The organism is Mycobacterium sp. BMJ-28 (assembly GCF_054404835.1).
In genome coordinates, this window is sequence record NZ_CM136783.1 from 2,083,207 (window position 1) to 2,102,288 (window position 19,082).

The 19,082-nt window shown below is 64.7% G+C and carries 17 protein-coding genes; 3 read left to right on the forward strand and 14 right to left on the reverse strand.

Going from position 1 to position 19,082, the window contains the following annotated elements:
* Nucleotides 1–6: 6 nt before the first annotated feature.
* The 9 genes from ACXPWS_RS10305 to ACXPWS_RS10345 form a co-directional block, all read right to left on the reverse strand.
* Nucleotides 7–963, reverse strand: coding sequence for an alpha/beta hydrolase (locus tag ACXPWS_RS10305; protein WP_458712341.1), 957 nt, complete (start codon nucleotides 961–963; stop codon nucleotides 7–9).
* A 1-nt stretch (nucleotide 964) separates the two neighbouring features.
* Nucleotides 965–1,828, reverse strand: a complete 864-nt coding sequence (locus ACXPWS_RS10310) for an SDR family oxidoreductase (protein WP_458712342.1) — start codon at nucleotides 1,826–1,828, stop codon at nucleotides 965–967.
* Nucleotides 1,825–2,313 (reverse strand): polyketide cyclase, encoded by a 489-nt coding sequence (locus tag ACXPWS_RS10315; protein WP_458712343.1) that lies wholly within the window; start codon nucleotides 2,311–2,313, stop codon nucleotides 1,825–1,827. The genes ACXPWS_RS10310 and ACXPWS_RS10315 overlap by 4 nt, the downstream gene beginning before the upstream one ends.
* Nucleotides 2,314–2,399: 86 nt before the next feature.
* On the reverse strand, nucleotides 2,400–3,464 hold the full coding sequence (locus ACXPWS_RS10320) for an acyl-CoA dehydrogenase family protein (RefSeq protein WP_458712344.1): 1,065 nt from the start codon (nucleotides 3,462–3,464) through the stop codon (nucleotides 2,400–2,402).
* Nucleotides 3,461–4,612, reverse strand: a complete 1,152-nt coding sequence (locus tag ACXPWS_RS10325) for an acyl-CoA dehydrogenase family protein (RefSeq protein ID WP_458712345.1) — start codon at nucleotides 4,610–4,612, stop codon at nucleotides 3,461–3,463. Before ACXPWS_RS10325 ends, ACXPWS_RS10320 begins: the two co-directional genes overlap by 4 nt.
* Nucleotides 4,609–5,385 (reverse strand): crotonase/enoyl-CoA hydratase family protein, encoded by a 777-nt coding sequence (locus ACXPWS_RS10330; RefSeq protein ID WP_458712346.1) that lies wholly within the window; start codon nucleotides 5,383–5,385, stop codon nucleotides 4,609–4,611. Before ACXPWS_RS10330 ends, ACXPWS_RS10325 begins: the two co-directional genes overlap by 4 nt.
* The gene (locus ACXPWS_RS10335; protein WP_458712347.1) at nucleotides 5,382–6,815 is read right to left on the reverse strand and encodes an aldehyde dehydrogenase family protein; all 1,434 of its coding nucleotides are present in this window, start codon (nucleotides 6,813–6,815) and stop codon (nucleotides 5,382–5,384) included. Before ACXPWS_RS10335 ends, ACXPWS_RS10330 begins: the two co-directional genes overlap by 4 nt.
* A 17-nt stretch (nucleotides 6,816–6,832) precedes the next feature.
* Entirely contained in the window at nucleotides 6,833–7,951 is a 1,119-nt protein-coding gene (locus tag ACXPWS_RS10340; protein WP_458712348.1) for a zinc-binding dehydrogenase, read from the reverse strand.
* An 11-nt stretch (nucleotides 7,952–7,962) separates the two neighbouring features.
* Nucleotides 7,963–9,549: an acyl-CoA synthetase gene (locus tag ACXPWS_RS10345; RefSeq protein WP_458712349.1), complete on the reverse strand. Its 1,587-nt coding sequence runs from the start codon at nucleotides 9,547–9,549 to the stop codon at nucleotides 7,963–7,965.
* Nucleotides 9,550–9,651: 102 nt separating this feature from the next.
* Here ACXPWS_RS10345 and ACXPWS_RS10350 point away from each other — a divergent pair, with 102 nt between their 5' ends.
* Nucleotides 9,652–11,574, forward strand: a complete 1,923-nt coding sequence (locus ACXPWS_RS10350) for a flavin-containing monooxygenase (RefSeq protein WP_458712350.1) — start codon at nucleotides 9,652–9,654, stop codon at nucleotides 11,572–11,574.
* Complete coding sequence (locus ACXPWS_RS10355; RefSeq protein ID WP_458712351.1) at nucleotides 11,571–12,458, forward strand: SDR family NAD(P)-dependent oxidoreductase; 888 nt, start codon at nucleotides 11,571–11,573, stop codon at nucleotides 12,456–12,458. Before ACXPWS_RS10350 ends, ACXPWS_RS10355 begins: the two co-directional genes overlap by 4 nt.
* Nucleotides 12,459–12,470: 12 nt before the next feature.
* On the opposite strand, the gene ACXPWS_RS10360 is transcribed toward ACXPWS_RS10355, so the two are convergent.
* The gene (locus tag ACXPWS_RS10360) at nucleotides 12,471–13,100 is read right to left on the reverse strand and encodes a Dabb family protein (protein ID WP_458713484.1); all 630 of its coding nucleotides are present in this window, start codon (nucleotides 13,098–13,100) and stop codon (nucleotides 12,471–12,473) included.
* Nucleotides 13,101–13,555: 455 nt separating this feature from the next.
* On the opposite strand from ACXPWS_RS10360, the gene ACXPWS_RS10365 reads away from it, so the two are divergent.
* Entirely contained in the window at nucleotides 13,556–14,788 is a 1,233-nt protein-coding gene (locus ACXPWS_RS10365) for an NADH:flavin oxidoreductase (RefSeq protein ID WP_458712352.1), read from the forward strand.
* Here the strand turns inward: ACXPWS_RS10365 and ACXPWS_RS10370 are convergent.
* From ACXPWS_RS10370 to bphC, 4 genes are all read right to left on the reverse strand, one after another.
* Nucleotides 14,765–15,688 (reverse strand): alpha/beta hydrolase, encoded by a 924-nt coding sequence (locus tag ACXPWS_RS10370; RefSeq protein WP_458712353.1) that lies wholly within the window; start codon nucleotides 15,686–15,688, stop codon nucleotides 14,765–14,767. The genes ACXPWS_RS10365 and ACXPWS_RS10370 overlap by 24 nt on opposite strands.
* Nucleotides 15,685–16,521, reverse strand: coding sequence for an IclR family transcriptional regulator (locus ACXPWS_RS10375; RefSeq protein ID WP_458712354.1), 837 nt, complete (start codon nucleotides 16,519–16,521; stop codon nucleotides 15,685–15,687). The genes ACXPWS_RS10370 and ACXPWS_RS10375 overlap by 4 nt, the downstream gene beginning before the upstream one ends.
* Before the next feature lie 179 nt (nucleotides 16,522–16,700).
* Nucleotides 16,701–18,167, reverse strand: coding sequence for an FAD-dependent oxidoreductase (locus ACXPWS_RS10380; RefSeq protein WP_458712355.1), 1,467 nt, complete (start codon nucleotides 18,165–18,167; stop codon nucleotides 16,701–16,703).
* Nucleotides 18,164–19,072, reverse strand: a complete 909-nt coding sequence (bphC, locus tag ACXPWS_RS10385; RefSeq protein WP_458712356.1) for a biphenyl-2,3-diol 1,2-dioxygenase — start codon at nucleotides 19,070–19,072, stop codon at nucleotides 18,164–18,166. Before bphC ends, ACXPWS_RS10380 begins: the two co-directional genes overlap by 4 nt.
* Nucleotides 19,073–19,082 lie beyond the last annotated feature (10 nt).

Here is a 19,082-nt window from a genome sequence, read left to right on the forward strand (position 1 = left end):
GTCCGTTCAACGGGACACCGGTTCGGTGGGGACGGGGTGGGAGAGCTTGGCGCGGAGCAAAGCGCCGGTTTCAGCCATGGCCAGACGGCCGCGGGCAGTTGTGTCCGAGCGCATCAGGAAGCCGTGATAGACACCGGGATAACGGGTGAACGTCGTGTGCACTCCGGCATTACGGAGACGGGCGGCGTAGCGTTCGCCCCAGTCGCGGATCGGATCACACTCACCGGTGACGACGATGGCCGCCGGCAGATCGCTGAGATCGGTGGCATACGCCGGGACCTGATAAGGGGAGTGTGGTGTACCTGCCCCGCGGTCGACCATTTCGTGCAAATAGGTGATGTCGTCATGGCTCAGCATGGGGGCGTCGGGCATCGACGTGATCGAGGGTGCGCCCATGTCACGGTCCAGGCCGGGATACAACAGCACCTGTGCGGCGATGGTTGGGCCATCGTGGTCACGCGCGGCCAAAGAGACTGCGGCAGCCAGCGATCCGCCTGCACTGTCCCCGACGACTGCCAGCCGGTCGGCATCGAGGCCGAGGTCATGAGCGTGTGCTGCGACCCATTCGGTCGCCGCGTACGCATCGTCGAATTGCGCCGGCGGTGGAGATTCCGGCGCGAGGCGGTAGTCGACGGCGGCGACCGCGGCGCCGCTGGCGTGGGCGAGTTCGCGGGCCAACGGCTCGAAGGAATGATTGGAGCCCATCACGAGTCCGCCGCCGTGGAAGTAGACCAACACCGGTGGGCGCGGTTGAGTGCTGGGCCGGTAGATGCGGACTGGAATCGGACCGGCAGGCCCGGGCGCGGTGAGGTCCTCTACAGCTGCCATGGAAGGCATTTTCGGGTGGGGTGCGGATTCGATCCCAGCCCGCACGGTCGCCAGGCCGCGGGTCCGCATCGGCGGCAGCTCGCCTATTGCGGCCACCCGTGCAGCGGCGTCGGGATCCAGTTGGGGCGGGCGCATGTCAGTTCTGAGCGGGATCGAAACGACGCCCGGTGGGTAGTCGCGGCGCTTCTTGGCTGCTCAGGACGCGGGCACGTTCAGACATGGCCGATCCGACGTAGTCGGGCTGGGTGAGTAGATAGAACCGGCCCTGCGCGGCCTGTTCGAAGACCACCTCGGCCGCGGACAGCGGATCCATGGCCTCGGCCTTGATATCGAGCATGGCGGTCCGTTGGGCTTCGGCTGCGCTGGTATCACCGGATTGCACGCCCCCGGCGGACTCGAAGATGTTGGACACCACCGCTCCGGGTAGCACGGCCTGCACGTGCAGGTGGTGATCGTGGCCGGCGGCCTGCACTTCGAGGCTCAGACACTCGGTCAACGCGAGGACGGCGTGCTTGCTCATGATGTAAGGCGCCTGCAGGGGAACAACGGCGACTCCACCGATCGAGGACAGATTCCACACCCAGGCCGGAGCTTCGGTGGCCATCATCTTGGGTAGGAACGCGCGGATGCCGTAGAACACGCCGCTGATGTTGACGTCCACCACGCGTTGCCAATTGCTGACGGGAGTGTCCCAGAGATAGCCGAACTGTTCGATACCGGCGTTGTTGACCAGCAGACGCACGTCCCCGAAGTCGCGGTAGACGGTGTCGGCGAGTGTTTGGACTGCATCAGGGTCGCGCACGTCGAACACCATGTCAATGGCGGAACCGCCAGCCGCGCAGAGCTCTTCACGGAGACTCACGATCGCCGCCGTGTCGACATCGACCAGAACGACAGTCATCCCCAACCGGCTGGCGTGCCGGGCCAGACCGGCGCCGATTCCCGCTCCGGCGCCGGTGATGACGGCAACCCCGCCACCGAATGCGTCCCGGGCGTTCACGCCGGCTGCGCGCTGGCGGAGGTCTTTGCGGTGTGCTCGGCGAACGAGATCGAGTCCTCAGCATCGAGCACCACTGTCATCGACGTGAACACCAGCTGTCCCCCGTCGTGGCGGATGCCGACATCGACCACTCCGCTGGACACGTCGAAGGGAACGTTGTTCGTGACCTGATTGACGTAGAGGTAGAAGCGGACTTTGGTGATATCGCCCTCGGTGCCCGTGCGGAAGATGTTGGTGGCGTGATGGCGCAGGGGATAAGGGTTTTCGTTGCGGTGGGTGGTGAGCCAGGTCAGCGTCTCGGGGCCACCGTTGAGTTCGGCGGCCAGCAGATGCTCGAAGGGACAGTTCCCGGAATCCGAGCGGCTGAGGTAGGTCATCTGGTCGTCGATGCGCACAGCCAGCTCATCGAAATGGCCTTGGTCGTAGTGGTACCAGAAGCCAGCGATGAATTCCTGTACCTCTGGCAGGGTGATCTCGTTACTCATGTCAGAAGTCAACCCTGGGTGTGGTTGGGGTTACACGGTCGTGACCGTTGAGCGGAACGTTCGTCGAGTTGCTTCCGCGCGATCGCTCACCGGTCCTCGGTGATCAACTGCCAGACACCGGACTGACCGGCTGCCATCGCAGCGGCGGCAACCTGGCCATCCCAGAAGCTGACCGATCCGGATTCCGAACGCCAGGCCAATGCGGCCCGGGTGTATTCGTGCAGCCGATGCTCGTGCGTCGTCCCGATCGCACCGTGGACTTGATGGCTGTTGCGGGTGATGACCGAGGCGGCATGGCCCGCGCAGGATCGAGCCGTGGCGATCTGAAAGTCCAGAACTTCGGAACTCCAGTCGGTTTCGATTGCCGTGTGCAGCGCGGCCTCGGTGGTGGCCCGGGCCAGTGCTGCCTCCGCCGCGGCGTCGGCGATGAGGTTCTGGATCGCCTGGAATCTGGCCAGCGGCCGCCCGAATTGCACCCGAGAACTCACATGCTCGATCGACATCTGTACGGCACGGTCCAGTGCGGCGCACACCTGCACGGCCCGCACCAGCGCTGATTTCTGCTTGAGTTGAATGACCAGGGCGGTCGGAACCAGATGCCCGATCAACGAGGTGGTGTCAACACTCACCGCGTCGCGTGGCTCGCCGATCAAATTGGTACCGCGGGTGAGCGCGAGCGAGGTGGTCTCGACCTCAGCGAGTTGATGACCGGAACCAGACGGCCACAGCACCAGGATGCGATCCACCTCGGCTGCCCACGGCACCGGTGCCCCGGCCCGACCCGGACCGGGCAGCAGGCATACCGCGCGCACCGCATCGTCGACGGATTGTCCGGTACCGGCCTGCCAGAGCCAGCACGCCAATAGATCGTGTTCGGCGAGCGGGAGCCGCACGCCGTGACGTACGGCGGACTCGAGCAATTCGGATGCCTCGCGCCAACTCGCGCCGCTGCCCCCGAATTCCTCGGGGCCGGTGAGCCGCACCAGGCCGAGTTCGGCGAGGCGCCGCCACAGCACGCGGTCGAGCCCGATGCGTTCCCCTGGGGTGCGCTGGACGTTGCGTTCGCGGTACTCGGCGAAGACACCGTCCATCATGGCTTTCAGGTCGGCGTCCACCGCCGGCGTGGCGATCGGTGTGTCGGTGGTGTTCATCGCATGCCCAATCCCCGCGCGATGACACCGCGTAGTACCTCGTTGGTCCCGCCCCGCAAGGTGAAACCGGGACGTTGGTCGACGGCTGATCGGACCAGATCGGCCCACTGCTGAGGATGCGCGGTGTCGTCCCCCGTGCGCAGATCGGCGAAGTCGGCGATATCTCCTTCGACGGTGGTGCCGAGGACCTTCACCACGGCGGCGGGCACGTCGGCGGTGTCACCGCGTTGCAGCGACCCCGCCACGGCGGTGGACATGTGATGAAGACCCGCCACCCGCGCGACCAGCCTGCCCAATTCTCGGTCCACCGAACCACGTTCGACGGATTGCTCGACGGCGCGGGCCAGCAGCGGAAAGGTGGACAGGAACCGTTCCGGGCCGCTGCGTTCGAAGCTCAGTTCCGAGGTGACCTGTGTCCAGCCTTGCCCCATCTGTCCGAACACCCTGGCGTCGGGGACGAGCACCTCGTCCAGGACGACTTCATTGAAATGGTGTGCACGGTTCATGGCGATGATCGGGCGGATCTCGACACCCGGCGCACGCAGATCGACGATGAACTGACTGAGTCCGGCGTGCCGGTGTGCCGGGTCGACCGCGCTGGTACGGGCCAGCACGATGAACGCGTGTGCTCGGTGCGCCCCCGAAGTCCACACTTTGGTGCCGGTCAGCGACCAGCCGCCCTCGACGGGTACCGCGCGGGTGCGCACACTGGCCAGATCCGACCCGGAATCGGGCTCGCTCATGCCGATGCCGAAGAAGCATTCGCCACGCACGATGCGCGGCAGGAACGTCGACTTCTGCTCTTCTGTACCGTATTTGAGCAGTGACGGCACAATCTGACGGTCGGCGATCCAGTGCGCGGCCACCGGGGCGCCCCCGGCCAGCAATTCCTCGGTCACCACAAAGCGCTCGTGAAACGACCGGCCGTGCCCGCCATAGCATTCCGGCACGGTCAGGCCCAGCCAGCCTCGAGCGGCGAGCGCCCTGGTGAAGTCTTCGTCCCAGCCGGTGAGCCAGCCGTCGACGGAGGGTGTGAACGCACCCGCCGTCAACTGATCGGCAAGGAACGCACGGACTTCGGCCCGCAGTTCGGGTGCGGTGCCAATCGTGCCCGCCGGGGGGACCAACCTGGTCTGCACCGTCTTCACGCGGTTCTCCACTTCGCGATGCGCTGCATGTGTTCGGCGTCGTGGTGGGCAAGTGGCTGCATGGCCGCGGCCATGGACAGCGTGGATTCCAGCGAACCAGTCCTGGACTCCTGCAGCAGCCGCTTGGCCATCCGCAGCGCATGAGGGGGATTGGCCGCGATCCGGTCGGCCAGTGCGCGGGCTTGCGTGAGGAGGTCTTCGTGCAGCACTACTCGGTTGACCAAACCCCACTCCAGTGCGGTGGCCGCATCGACGCGCTCGCCGGTGAACGTCATCTCGGCGGCGCGGGCGTACCCGATGGCCGACGGCAGGAACCAGGTGCCGCCGTCGCCGGGAATCAGACCCAGCTGCACGAAGCTTTCCGCGAACGAGGCTCGTTCGGAGGCGATGCGGATGTCACACATCATGGCCAGATCGCATCCGGCGCCGATGGCGGCCCCGTTGACCGCCGCGATGAGCGGCACTTCCAAGCGGGCCAACGCGCGCGGAATCCGCTGGATGCCGTCGATGTAGGCGCGACGCTGGTCGATGGCATCCAGGCCGAACATGCCTGAACGATCAGCCATCTCTTTGACATTGCCCCCGGCGGAGAAGATCTTTCCGGCACCGGTCAGGATGATCGCCCGAACCCGGTTGTCCTGGTTGGCTGCATCGACCTGTGCTTCGAACGAGGCGATGACGTCACTGTCGGTGATGGCGTTGCCGACATCGGGGCGGTTGATGGTCCAGAGTTGGACCGCTCCGTCGGTACTGGCGTCCAGCGGTGAATTCACCCGCGCTCCTTGAGCTGAAGGGACTTGGTCTGCAGGTATTCCTCAAAGCCGAAGCGGCCCAGCTCGCGGCCGATACCGGATTTCTTGTAGCCGCCGAACGGGGCCGCGGGGTTGTAGGCGCCGCCGTTGATGTCCAGTTGGCCCGTTTGGACGTGGCGGGCGAATGCGATCGCGGTGTCGTCGTCGGCCGCCCACACCGCACCGGATAGCCCATACTGGGTGCCGTTGGCAATGCGCAGCGCGTCGTCGTGGTCGGCGTAGGGGATGACAGCCAACACCGGACCGAACACCTCCTCCTGGCCGAGCTCGGAGTCGGGATCGACATCGGCAAAAACGGTAGGCGCCAGAAAGAATCCGCGCGCATGGAGGGCATCGGCGCCGCCAACGAGCAGACGTGCCCCGTCGCGTTGGGCCCGCTCGATGAAGCCCCGCACGGTATCGAACTGGGACCGTGACGCCGACGGCCCGATCCGGGTGCTCGGATCCCACGGGTCGCCGACGGTGAATCGGGCGACGGCGGATTCGATCAAATCGAGTGCCTCACCGTAACGGGACTGCGGTACCAGCATTCTGGTCCAGGCCATGCACGTCTGGCCACCGTTGAGAAACGCGTTACCGACACCCACCCTCACCGCGACGGCCAAGTCGGCGCCGTCGAGGATGACGTTGGCCGACTTGCCCCCCAGCTCCAGTGCGACCTTCTTGACCGACTGGCCGGCCAGTTCGCCGACCCGCGTCCCGACCCCGGTTGACCCGGTGAATGATACGAAGTCGACATCGGGATGCGCCGCCAGGTGTTCACCGATGACCCGTCCTGGGCCGGAGACGATGTTGATCACCCCGGGCGGCAAGCCGGCATCCCGGCACGCCTCGACAAACTCGAACACCGACAATGGCGCCTCATTGCTGGGCTTGAGCACGACGGTGCAACCGGCGGCGATGGCCGGCAACACCTTGGCGACCACCTGATACAGCGGATAGTTCCACGGGGTGATGGCCGCGACGACACCATACGGTTCGCGCAGTATCAGCGAGTTGCCGATGCGCTCTTCGAAAGCGAAGGTGTCGACGACATCTGCCAACCCGTTGGCCACTGCCAGCGGCACCTGGGTTTGCACCGTCTGCGCGATGCGCACCGGGGCACCCATCTCGGCGGTGATGAGGTGGGCGATGGCGGGCAGGCGCTTTTCCATCGCGTCGATGACCCGCCGCAACCGGTCTCGGCGTTCGGTGACGGTGATCGCGGGGTCGAAGGCACGCCGGGCGGCGGCGACCGCGGCATCGACGTCTGCGGTGCCGCCGTCGGGCACATACCCGATCACCTTCTCGGTGGCCGGGTCGATCACTTCGACGACACCGTTGCCGCCGCTGCCGACCGGTGTCACCCACTGGCCGTCGATGAACAGCGTGGAGCGTTCGAATTGGGGCATGGTCTTCCTTCGCGGTCTTACGGAGCGATGCTGGCGCGTACGTCGCGCTTGCCGTCAGCGGCGGCGAAGGCCGCACTGATGTCGTCGAGTGGATAGGACGCCGCGGCCAGGCGATCAAACGGAAGCTGATGCTGGTGGCTGTCCAAGAAGGTCAAAGCCCGCGACAACACCGCCGGGTCGTACAAGGAAACTCCCACCATTGTCTTGTTGCTGAACACGAAGCGGGACGGGTCGAATGCGAAGGTCTGTCCGACATTGATATTGCCGATTTCGGCGTAGCGGCCGAACTGTGCAAGCATCTGCAGGCCCTCGTCGATCGCCGAGGGGTGACCCACCACTTCGACGACGACATCGGCGCCCTGGCCGTCGGTCAGCTTGCGCACCGCTTTGACGCGATCTTTGGGCGTCGCAACCTCGTTGAGGTCGATGACTGCGTCAGCGCCGAACGCCGTGGCCAACTCCAACCGTTCTGGCACTGCGTCGATGGCGATGACGTTGACGGCGCCGCGCGCCTTGGCGACGGCAACCGCGTACAGTCCCAGTGCTCCCGCACCCTGGACAACCACATGCTCACCGAGCTGCAGAGCGACGCGCTCCAAACCGTACATCACTTGTGACAAAGCACAATTGGCTCCTGCGGCGATCTCATCGTTCACGCTGTCGGGAACGGTGTAGAGGACCGCGCCGGCCGGTAGCACGTAGTAGTCGCCGTACCCGCCTACGAAGTAGGGCGGCTCATCGGCGCGGCCCAGCATCGCCATTTTCAGGTTCAGGCAGGCGTTGCGACGTCCGGCCAGACAGTTCCGGCAGGTGTGACAGCTGTAGAAGTAGGGAAAGACGACCCGGGTGCCTTCGCGAAGGGGCCTACCGTTGGAGTCGGTGGCAACCCCATCGCCGAGACTCTGGACGGCGCCTACCATCTCGTGGCCGAGCACGGTGGGAAGCTGTCCGCCCAAGCCCCGGGTGGCGAAGGCGCCGTGCCAGGCGTGCACATCCGATCCGCAGATATTGGCCCGTAAGACGCGGATCAGGATTTCACCGGGTCCGATTTCGGGAAGGGTGACCGTCTCGATGCGAAACGGCTGGCCTGGCTCGTCGAACCGCGCGATGCGGCCTGTCCATGGACCGTTGTGCACGTGAATTCCCTTCATTTTCTGGTGTACTCGAGGCCGAATTGCTCACGCAGGTCGCGTTTGAGCAATTTGCCACTGGGGTTCTTCGGCAGTGAGTCGATGAAGAACACCTGTTTAGGTGTTTTGAAGCCGGCGAGGTACTCGCGGCAGTGTTCGAGCACGTCGTCCTCGGTGACGACGGCGCCAGTGCGGACTACGACGGCAGCGACCACGGCTTCCACCCACACCGGATGGGCGATGCCGAAAACGGCTACTTCTTCGATACCGCTGTGCCGGTACAACACTTCTTCCACTTCGCGGCTGGCGACGTTCTCGCCACCAGTCTTTATCATGTCCTTCTTGCGGTCCACCACGTGCAGAAGGCCGTGGTCGTCGTAGAAGCCGAGATCGCCGGAGTGAAACCAGCCGCCCGCGAACGCCTGGGCGGTTTTGTCGTCGTCATCGAGGTAACCGAGCATCAGATGCGGGCTGCGGTGCGCGATCTCGCCGACGGTTCCGGGTGCCGCGGGGGCATCGCGCCCGTCGAGGATGACCGTCTCGACGTTGACCACCGGCCGTCCCGCGGACCCGGCGTGGGTGTCCTGTTCGTCGGGGCCCAACGCTGAGGCGAGCGGAGCCATCTCGGTTTGTCCGTAAAAGTTCCACAATCGCAGATTCGGCAGTCGCTGCCGCATCTCGTGCAGAATTTCGGTGGGCATCGGGGAGGCGCCGTAATAGCCTTTGCGCAGAGTGGACAGATCTACTTCGTCGAAGGTCGGGCTGCGGAGCAGACTGATCCATACCGTTGGTGGCGCAAAGTAATTGGTGACGCCGTAGCGTTCGATGGTGCGTAGCACTAGATCGGGTTCGGGCCGCGGGACGATGATGCTGGTGGCTCCCAGGTAGATATCGGTGGCCAGAAAGTTGTCCAGTTGAGCGCAGTGATACAGCGGTAGCGAGTGGACTTCGACGTCGTCGCCGGACATCGAACCGGCAACGATCGTGCTGACGTATTGCGCCATCAGGCTGCGGCTGCTGTGCATCACGCCTTTGGGCCGCGACTCGGTACCGCTGGTGTACATGATCCGCACAAGTTGGTCATCATCGAAGTGGCAATCGGGAACGGCAGCGCTGGTGGCCAGCCAGTGGTCGAAATCATCCCAGCCGCTGGGGATTTCTTGGCCGGCGGGCATCACGGCCACCTTGGCGGTCACCGATGAGCCGTGCGCCATCGCCTTCTCGGCGACGGCGAGCAGATCGGCCTCGACGATGAAGCCCGTGCACCGGCTATGGCTGAGGATGAAGGAGACCTCCTCGGGTTTGAGCATGAAGTTGATCGGGACCAACACCACGCCGGCGCGGGCGGTGGCGAACGCCAACACTGCGTATTGCCAACAGTTACGCGAGAGCAGTGCCACGCGATCACCTGGGTGCAGCCCGCGCTCGTGCAGCGCCGCTGCGGTGCGATCAACCGCCTCGTCGAATTCGGCGAAACTGAGCACCACGTCGCCGTCGATGACGGCGATCTTATCCGGCTGCTTGCGTGCCGAGCGGCGGGGAATATCGGCGATGCTGTGACTTCGAGCCCGGGCGAGGAGCGCGGGGAGGTCGTCAGATGGCATGAGGCGAAGAGTAGGCATTGCTTCGTGGGCTGCGGTGGTTCGTCTCCCGCTCAGTAGACAGGGCGGGGGCTAGTGCCGGAATCTCCTTCGATACTCGTTCCCATGACCGCCACCACCGAACCCTCGCCACTTGCGGATCGTGCCCACGTCGAAGAACTGCGTGCGCACCTCCTGGAGGCGGACCCCGGTGTGTTGGTCGCCGTGCTGGCTCAGATGACCGGTGACGCTTCGGTGATTGATCGGTATGCCGCGAAGCTCACTTACGTCCCCGATCCACCCGAGCGGGCCGGCAGGACCAGCGCCAAGACCGCCGCGGGACTGGCTGACGAGATCATTGCCGCCCTCGACAAGCCGCGCCCCGCGGGTGCGTACGCGGCTGACGACCGGGACTTCTTCGCCCGGCTGCTGCCCATCGCACTGGGTGGCGAAGTCCCCGACGAGCAGGTGGATCTCCTGTTCGAACAGGGTGGCTTCCGGCCGTCCCAGCCCACGCTTCCGCGTACCACGCCGATTCCACCGTCCACCACCATGGTGATCATCGGCGCCGGTATCGCCGGAATCGCGGTGGCTCTGGAGGCCGCCGAAGAGGGAGTGCACTTCGAGATCTTCGATCGCAACGAGGAAGTCGGCGGTACCTGGCTGACCACCACCTATCCCGGGATCGGAGTGGACACACCGGCCGCCTACTACTCGTTGTCGCGTGAGGTGAACCCGGCGTGGTCCAACTACTATCCGCAGGGCGCGGAATACCAGTCTTATCTGGTGGCACTGGCCGACAAGTACGACCTGCGCCGCCATATCCGGTTCGGCACAGAGGTCGAGAAGCTGTGGTGGGACGAGGACCGCCAGCAGTGGCAGATCCACTCCCGCACGGCAGACGGGACGCACAGCGTCGACCACGCCAGCATCGTGGTCACCGCCGCCGGCTACCTGAACCGTCCACGCTTTCCCGACCTGAAAGGGCGGGAAAGCTTTGCGGGCCGCAGTATTCACTCCGCGCAGTGGGATCCAACCCTGGACCTGACAGGCAAGAAGGTCGCGGTCATCGGTGCCGGCTGCACAGCCGTGCAGATCATCGATGCCTGTGTTGAAGAGGTCGAACACCTGACGGTGTTTCAGCGCCAGCCGCATTGGGTGGCTCCGCGCAAACGACTGTCTGACGAAGTTCCCGACCATCGCCGGTACTTGGGCAGGGTCCTTCCATACTACGCCAAATGGCATCGTCTCAAGTCGTACTGGGGCACCGCGGATAACAACTACCCGATAATTCTGCGAGATCCGGAGTGGTCCAAGACGCACCTGTCAATCTCGCCGGCCAATGATGTGCTGCTGCAGATGTGCCTGGAGTACATCGACCGGACCTTCGGCGCGGGAACCGAATTGGCGCGCAAGGTCACCCCGGACTTCGCGCCGTACGGCAAGCGCATCATTCGTGACCCGGGTGGCTATTACGCCGCGCTGACCCGCGATCATGTCGATGTGGAAGCCAGCGAACCCGCAGAGGTGAACGCCGCCGGCATCCTGACCGCCGATGGCCGCCAGATCGATCTGGACGTCATCATCTATGCCACCGGTTATCACCTGGACTTCTTGTCTACAGTCGATATCCAGGGTCGCGACGGCGCCACTTTGGCCCAGGTGTGGGGGGATAGCCCGCGCGCCTATCGCGGCGGTACCGTGCCGGGGTTCCCGAACCTGTTCATCACTTCGGCGCCCAACTACAGTCCCGGACACGGCGCGGGTGCCAACTTCTCGATGGAGTTGCTCGCGCACTACATCATGGAGTGCCTGCAGCTGATGGCGTTGCGTGGCGTCACGACGATGGAAGTCACGCAGCGTGCTTTCGAGAAGTATGTGGCTGGTATCGACGAAGCCATGCAGGGCACGGTCTGGTGCCATACCCCGAACGCCCACACCTACTACCGGTCCGGGTCAGGTCGGGTGGTGGTGGCGACACCGTATCGGCTGGTCGACTTGTGGCAACAGCATCGTGCCCCCGTCGAAGAGGATTACCTCCTCCGATGAGCCAGACGTTATCTGGCAGAACGGCGTTGGTGACCGGAAGTAGCCGCGGGATCGGGCGGGCGATCGCACAGCGACTGGCCACAGAGGGTGCCACCGTGGCGGTCACCGCGCGCGCCCACATGCCCTCGGTATCGACGCGCGCCGGCATCAGCGAGGCGATCCCGGGCACCATCGAAGAGACCATCGCCCTGATCGAGGGTGCGGGCGGGCACGCCTTCGGGGTGGCCGCCGACCTGGAAGACGGCGATGCCCGTGACGCGCTGGTCCAGTCCGTCGTCGAGCGCACCGGACGTATAGACATCGTGGTCAACAACGCGGGTTTCGCCGACTACGCGACCGTCGAAGACATGCCGATGGACACGTTCGACCGCACCGTCGAGCACTATCTGAAGACACCCTTCGCCTTGACGAAAGCCGCTGTGCCGCACATGCGTAACCAGGGTGGAGGCTGGGTTGTCAACATCGGCTCGGTTACCGGGGTGGCCCCGGTGCGGCCCTACCGGGACTACAACAAGACCGCCGGAGACGTGATCTACGCCTCCTGCAAGGCAGCCCTGCATCGATTCACCCAAGGCGTGGCAGCTGAGCTGATCGACGACAACATCGCCGTCAACTGCGTCGGGCCTTCGACTGCAGTGCGTACCCCGGGGGCGGCCTCGCTCATCCCGGACAGCTTTCCGACCGAACCCGTGGAGTATCTGGCTGAAACGGTGCTTGCGATGTGTCACCTGCCTGCCGCCGAACGTAGTGGCCTGGTGGCGTTCAGCTTGCACTATCCGTGGTCACAACACCTGACGGTGCGCTCGCTGGACGGCCGGGAGGTAATGCCGCGGTTGCAACCACCCCCGACGGCCAATCCGAACATCTTGCCGGCAGGTCTGTGAGCAAGCGCCCGTTCAGAGCAATGGATTGGCGAGTGCGCAGAAGCTGTGGCAGACCCGGTCACGGACGATGACGTCGGTGGTTTCGGGGTCGAACCAACGATCGACGACCGCCCAATGAATCGGATGCATCAAGTAGGGCCCCATCAGCCCGGCGACGTCGGTGAACTCCTGCTCGAAAACGTGTGTCCAGTCGCTGGTTCCGATCGCGTGCTCGACTCGGCTCAACTGCCAGGCCGCGATCGTCGAGACGTAGCGCGGCATCATGGCCAGCTCGCGCTCGAAGGCGGCGACCGTGTCTACCTCCGTCCCGGGTGATACGCGAAGCAGCAGCGTGCGGTACACGGTGCCTGCACCGCGGCGCAACGGCGTTCCTTGGTACGTCGCGCCATTCACGTGCCTGATCCCCGGATCATCGAGAGTGTCATCGAAATTGCTTTGCTGCCAAGCTTCCTGGTCGGGGAATCGCAGGTGAACGAGGATGTCGCCGCCATTTCGTGAGCCGGGCAAGGTGGGCTGAACAAGTGCTTTCAGCGCTCCGCTGCGCTCGGCGGCCTCGCGCAGGGCGCCCAGGACGCGGCCCTGGTCTGATTCGGTGACATCGATCAGTCGCGTTATACCTAGCGTGCCCGCCGTACCCGCGATGGCCGGCTCCACCGTCGAGACAACCTTGGTATCAACGTCATCGGCGGCCGAGGTGACGCTGCGATTTCGTTCGACGACAAGATCGGCGATAGTGGCCCACCAATGCCTCACGGCCGGGTCGGGCCGGGCTTGCCAAGTCATCTGCCACCACGCCTGTGCGTTGGGTAACGACCAGGTGATCGTGACGACGTTGGGTCGATCGTCGAACCAGATGGGAGGACTGACGAGCACGTCACGCAAGGTCATCCCGCGTTCGCGTGCACCAGGGGCGTACTCGGCCAGGTAGTTGTCGATGAACTCCTGGGCGCAGCCCGCAGCGGTGATCACCCGGTCGACGACGAACACCTCGGCCATGGACGCGAGGCTACGGAGTTCCGCAGCTGCGGCGGCGATGCACTCCCGGCCATCGGGAGACCACCGTTGACCGCAGCGGGTAGCAACGCGAGGGTGATGCGATGATCGATCCGTTCAGCCCAGCCCGGCTAGGACCAGTAACCCTGCGCAATCGGGTGATCAAAGCCGCTACCTCCGAGGGCCGATCACCCGACGGCATGGTCACCGACGACCTGATCGCATTTCACCGGGTCTTCGCTGAGGGTGGCGTTGGCATGACCACCGTTGCGTACTGTTGCGTCTCACCGCAGGCGGCAAGCGCTCCCGGTCAGATCGTGATGAGCGTTGCTGCGTTGCCGGGTCTTCGCAAATTGACCGATTCGGTGCACCGGGCGGGGGCCGCGATATCCGCGCAACTCGGACATGCGGGGGTGGTGGCGCCTCGCAAGCTCACCGGTGTCACCGCCGTGGCGCCCAGCAGATTCGTTAACCCGACCTCGATGGCGTACTGCCGGGCGCTCAGCGTATCGGAGATCCGCTCAGTGATCGAGCAGTTCGGGTCCGCCGCGAAGGTCGCCGTCAATGCCGGATTCGACGCCATCGAGCTGCATTTCGGGCACCTCTACCTGCCCAGCTCGTTCCTGAGCCCGCTGATCAATCGCCGCAAGGACGACTACGGCGGATCGATCGACAACCGGTCGCGGCTGGTGCGTGAGATCGCCGCGCATGTGCGTACGGTGGTGGGCGAACAAATTGCAGTCATCGCCAAACTCGACATGGATGATGGGCTTCCGGGCAGCATCTGGATCGATGAGGCGTTGCGGACGGCGCAGCTGCTCGATACCGATGCCACCCTGGATGCGTTGGAGCTGACTCAGGGTTCCTCGGTGTACAAACCGATGTACCTGTTTCGCGGCGATGTACCGGTCAAGGAGTTCGCGACTGTGATGCCGCCGGCGTTGCGCCCTGCGATCAGGCTGATCGGCAAGCGGGCGATGGGTGTCTATCCCTATCAGGATCTCTACATGCTGGAGGCGGCACGACAGTTCGTGCCGTTGATGCGTAACACCAAACTCATTTTGCTGGGCGGTATCACGGATCGCGAGCATCTGGACACCGGGTTGCGGGAAGGCTTCGACTTCTTCGCCATGGGCAGGGCACTGCTGCGTGAGCCAGACCGCGTCAACGCCATGATCGCCGAGCCCGGCTCACACAGTCGCTGCACGCACAACAACAAGTGCATGGTGACCGTGTTCAGCCGTACCCATTGCGTGCTCGATCCTGACCAGCGTTTCGGGACGACCAGCACGCTGCTGCAGCCAGACGCTTCGTCAGCTGCAGAGCAGCTCACCTAACGCCTGACTGGCTTGCCGACGGGCGCGTTGGGCGATGTCGAACTTCGGCATCGTCATGAACCCGTGGATGCCACCTTCGAAGGTGCACCGTACCGTTGGCACCCCAGCAGCCTCCAGGCCGTCGGCGTAGGCAATACCTTCGTCGCGTAACGGGTCGTGACCGGCAAGGACGACGACCGCAGGCGGCAGCCCACTGAGGTCAGCCTGCAGCGGGGACGCGTACGGGTGGCGCCGGTCGCTGACAACGGGAACGTATTGGTCCCAATACCACTGCAGTGCATGGCGCGGGTTGTAGAAGCCTCTGCCGAACAATCGATACGAGGTCGTATCGAAATCAGCGGCGATCAACGGGTAGAGCAGCAGCTGCGCAGCCAGGGCCGGACCGCCCCGGTCGCGCGCCATCAGGGCGACCACTGCGGCAAGATTGCCGCCGGCACTGTCACCCCCCACCGTCATCTGCGATGGGTCGGCGCCGAATTCGGCGGCGTGCTCGGCCGCCCAGCAGGTGGCCGCGTAGAGGTCCTCAGCCGCGGTGGGCCAGCGGTGTTCGGGGGCCAGCCGGTAATCTACCGAGATCACCACCGCCGGAGTCAGATTGGCGAAACTGCGGCACAAACCATCATGGCTTTCCAGATCGCAGAACACCCACCCGCCGCCGTGGGCGAAGACAACGATCGGTAGCGGTCCACCAGTCTCAGGCCGGTAGACCCGGACATCGATCCTGCCGTTGTCGGTCGGGACCTGGAAATCCTGAACTGAGGCAACCGGTTCGGGCCGCGAGGCAGCCACGAAGCGGCCATGGATCGCGGCGCGGGCCTCAGCGCCGGTCATCGTGTGCACGGGTGGGAAACCCGAATCGAGGACTTCGATCATGCCGCCGATCTGAGCATCGAGTGTCATGCCGGCAAGAGGGCGGCCGAGGGACGCGGCGCGCCGTGGCCGCCCCTCAACGGCCGTAACGGCTGCAAGGTGGGTGCCACCCGGTCCAGGCCGTCTTCAGCGTTGCGCCAGATGCCCATCGCGGTCATCCGGACCGGAGCGGCCATCTTCTGATCGAAGTTCATCCGGCTCATGGGCCCGCACACCGACACCGCCGCGACGGCGGCTCCGGCCGTGCCGATGGGCGCTGCTACACAGCCGAAACCGGGCAGGGACTCTTCGCGTTCGAAGGCGATGCCATGGGCACGGACCTTCGCCAGTTCGGCGGCCAGCTGCTGACCGGTGGCGATCGAGAACCGGGTCATCCGCGAGTCCAGATCGACTTCCGCGGAAGGATTGTCGGCCAGGATCGCTTTGCCGACCGCCGTGCAGTGCGCGGGCTGGCGTCCCCCGACACGGGTAGGGATGGCAGTGACCATCTGGCCGCCGATCTTCTCCAGATACACCACATCGGAGCCATCTAGGACGGCGAGATGGACCACCAGTCCGGTGGCGCGGTGCAGATCCCGCAACAAGGGGATCGCCGCGCGATGGATGCGGTCCTGATGCACCGCAAGTGAACCCAACTCCACCAGACGCATACCCAACTCGTAATCGCGGCCATCGCGACGCAACCACCGCAAATGGACCAGGCGTTCGAGCATGCGGTGCGCGGAGGACCGGGGCAGCCCGGTACGGCGGACGATCTGAGCCAGGGTAAGACGCCCCGGCCCGTCAAACGCGTCCAGGACGAGGGAAATCCGGTCGATGACCGCGCTGGGCGTCTCGCCGGCCTTGTCGACAGTCACGGTCATAAGGATCTCCCATCAGTTACATGCCTGAACGGCATATGACTATTAGTCATATAGCTGTTTGTAGCACAGGATTGTGCCGGTTGTCACATAAATCAGAGAAGGCGCTCCAGACATGAGAAGAACCCCCGCCGCGGGGCGGCAGGGGTCCTTTGACAGCGGTGTGGGGCGGTGACGTGGTGTTATTCGATGGCAGCGGCGTGGCCGGCTCGGCGACCGTAGAAGCTTCCGTCACCTAACGACACCCCGCTGGCGTAGCCCCACGCAGCCAGCCCCGCGGTGCAGCGGCCGGCGGCGAAAAGTCCAGGGATCGGCGCACCGCTCACGTGGAGCACCTCGGCATCGAGGGTGGTGTGTAGGCCGCCGAGGGTGAAGCCGCCGGTGGACTCCCGCAAATCGATGGCGCCGATCGGCGAGCCGATAGGACGCAGCCATTGGCACTTCTTGTGCAGCAGCGAGTCCTCGCCGCGTGCAGCTCCATCGTTGTAGGCGGCGACGGTGGCTTGAAGCGAGCCTGTCGGTAGGCCGATTTCGGCTTCCAATTCGGCGACCGTCTCGCAGACCCAGTTCGGTGGTCGCATCATCAGCAGCGGCGACAAGGAGGCCTGCGCTTCCTGCTGGGCGGTGTCGTCGAGGATGAGGTACGCGGTGTTGTTCTGGTAGTACAGCGTGTGTTGACCGGCCCGTCCAGGGTAGGTGTCCTCGGCGACATAGCGTTGGCCATGTTCGTTGACCAGCACGCCGCGCACCAACTGTTGAGGATCGATGAACAACGCCACCTCGGTCGCGTCCATGTGCGCCAGATCGGCTCCGAGCGCTTGAGCCATCCGGATGCCCTGCCCGTCGTGCTGTTCGATCGAGGCGGCCGGACGCCCGGCGATGCGCGGGGCGTAGCGCGTGACCATGGCCGAGTTGTAGGCAAAACTGCCGGTGGCCAACACCACGCCGCGGCGAGCCCGGATATCGATCGAGGCGCCGTAGCGACGGGCTCGGATGCCGGCAACCCGGCCATCCGATTCCACGATCAGCGACTGCACGCGGACGTCGTACACGGCGCGTGCTCCTGCCGCGGTCGCGGCGTGCACGAGACCTTTCATCAGCATGAACCCGGCACTGGATTCGCCCTGCTTTTTGTTCTGCATCTGCGGAATGTGCCCGCGCGGTGCCGGTTCGGCGATGGTGTTGAAAGGGTAGGAATTCTCGCCACCGCTGTACATCAAACCCTGATCGCCCATGGGCTCCCAGCCAGGTTCACCGAAGAACTCCGGTTTGAATGTCACACCACAGCCGACTAACCAGTCGAAGTGCGCGACGCTGCCGGCACAGTAGTCCGCAACACGTCGTTCATCGGCCCCGGGGCCCATGGCGACATTCAGGAAGGCTGCCATGTTTTCCACGGAATCATCGAAGCCGCAGGCCTTCTGAAGATCCGTGCCACCACCCAGGTAGATGAAACCGCCCGCCATGGAGGCGGCACCACCCCAGTCTCCGCTGCGTTCCAGTACCAAGACATCAGCACCGGCACGCGTCGCCTCGACGGCGGCCGCCGCGCCGGCGACACCGTATCCGGCGATCACCACGTCGGCTTCATAGTGCCATTCCGTGATGGTCCGTACTGCGACCGGCTGAACTTCACCACCGAGCGTCACGGGCGCATGGCCGCGGGGAGATCTGACACCCACTGGTGACCCCAGTAACTATCAGCGGTGATTTCCTCAGCGGTGTAAAAGGATTCATCCACCCGCATGCCGTCGGTGCCGAATTCGATGTCCCAGTCACCGGGGGTGCGCACATAGAACGACACCATCTTGTCGTTGGTGTGGCGGCCCAGGGTGGAGGACAGCGGAAAGCCTTCCGCGTTGACCCGATCCAGCGCTTGACCGACCGCGTCGAGCGAGTCGACTTCGACCATGAGATGAATCAGCCCGGGATCGCGCAGGGTCTGGGCGGGGCAGACCGCCAAGCTGTGGTGGCGCTGGTTGACTCCCATGAACCGCACCCGCACAGGTCCGAACTGTGGGGGCGCCGGGACCCGGAAGGCGCCGCGTGACTTGAATCCCAACACGTCAGTGTAGAACTCGAACAAACCATCGACGTCCAATGCAGGCAAGACGACATGCCCCAGCCCTTGCTCGCCAGTGAGGAACCTTGCCCCGTGTGGCGTGATGACGGGGGAGTGGTCCAGCACCGCGCCGTGAAACACCTCGAGTGACGTGCCGGCCGGGTCCTCGAAGGCGATGACCTCTTCGACCCGGCGCGCGTCGGACTCGTCCAGCGTGAGTTGCTTGAACGGCACACCCGCGGCATCGAGGGCCTCTTTGACCTGCTCCAGGTCGGCGTGGTCGCGTACCTCCCAGCCCACCGTCATGATCTTGTCGACGTCTGCGGACACCACGATGATGCGGGCGGCGCGTTCATCCATCCGCAGATACAGCGCGGACTCGTCGGGCCCGTTGCCTTGTGCGAAACCGAGCACGTTGAACGCGAAGTGCCGCCAACGCTCGATATCGGCGGTCGCGACGGTGACGTAGCCGAGGCTCTTGATCAGTCCCATGCGTATGTCG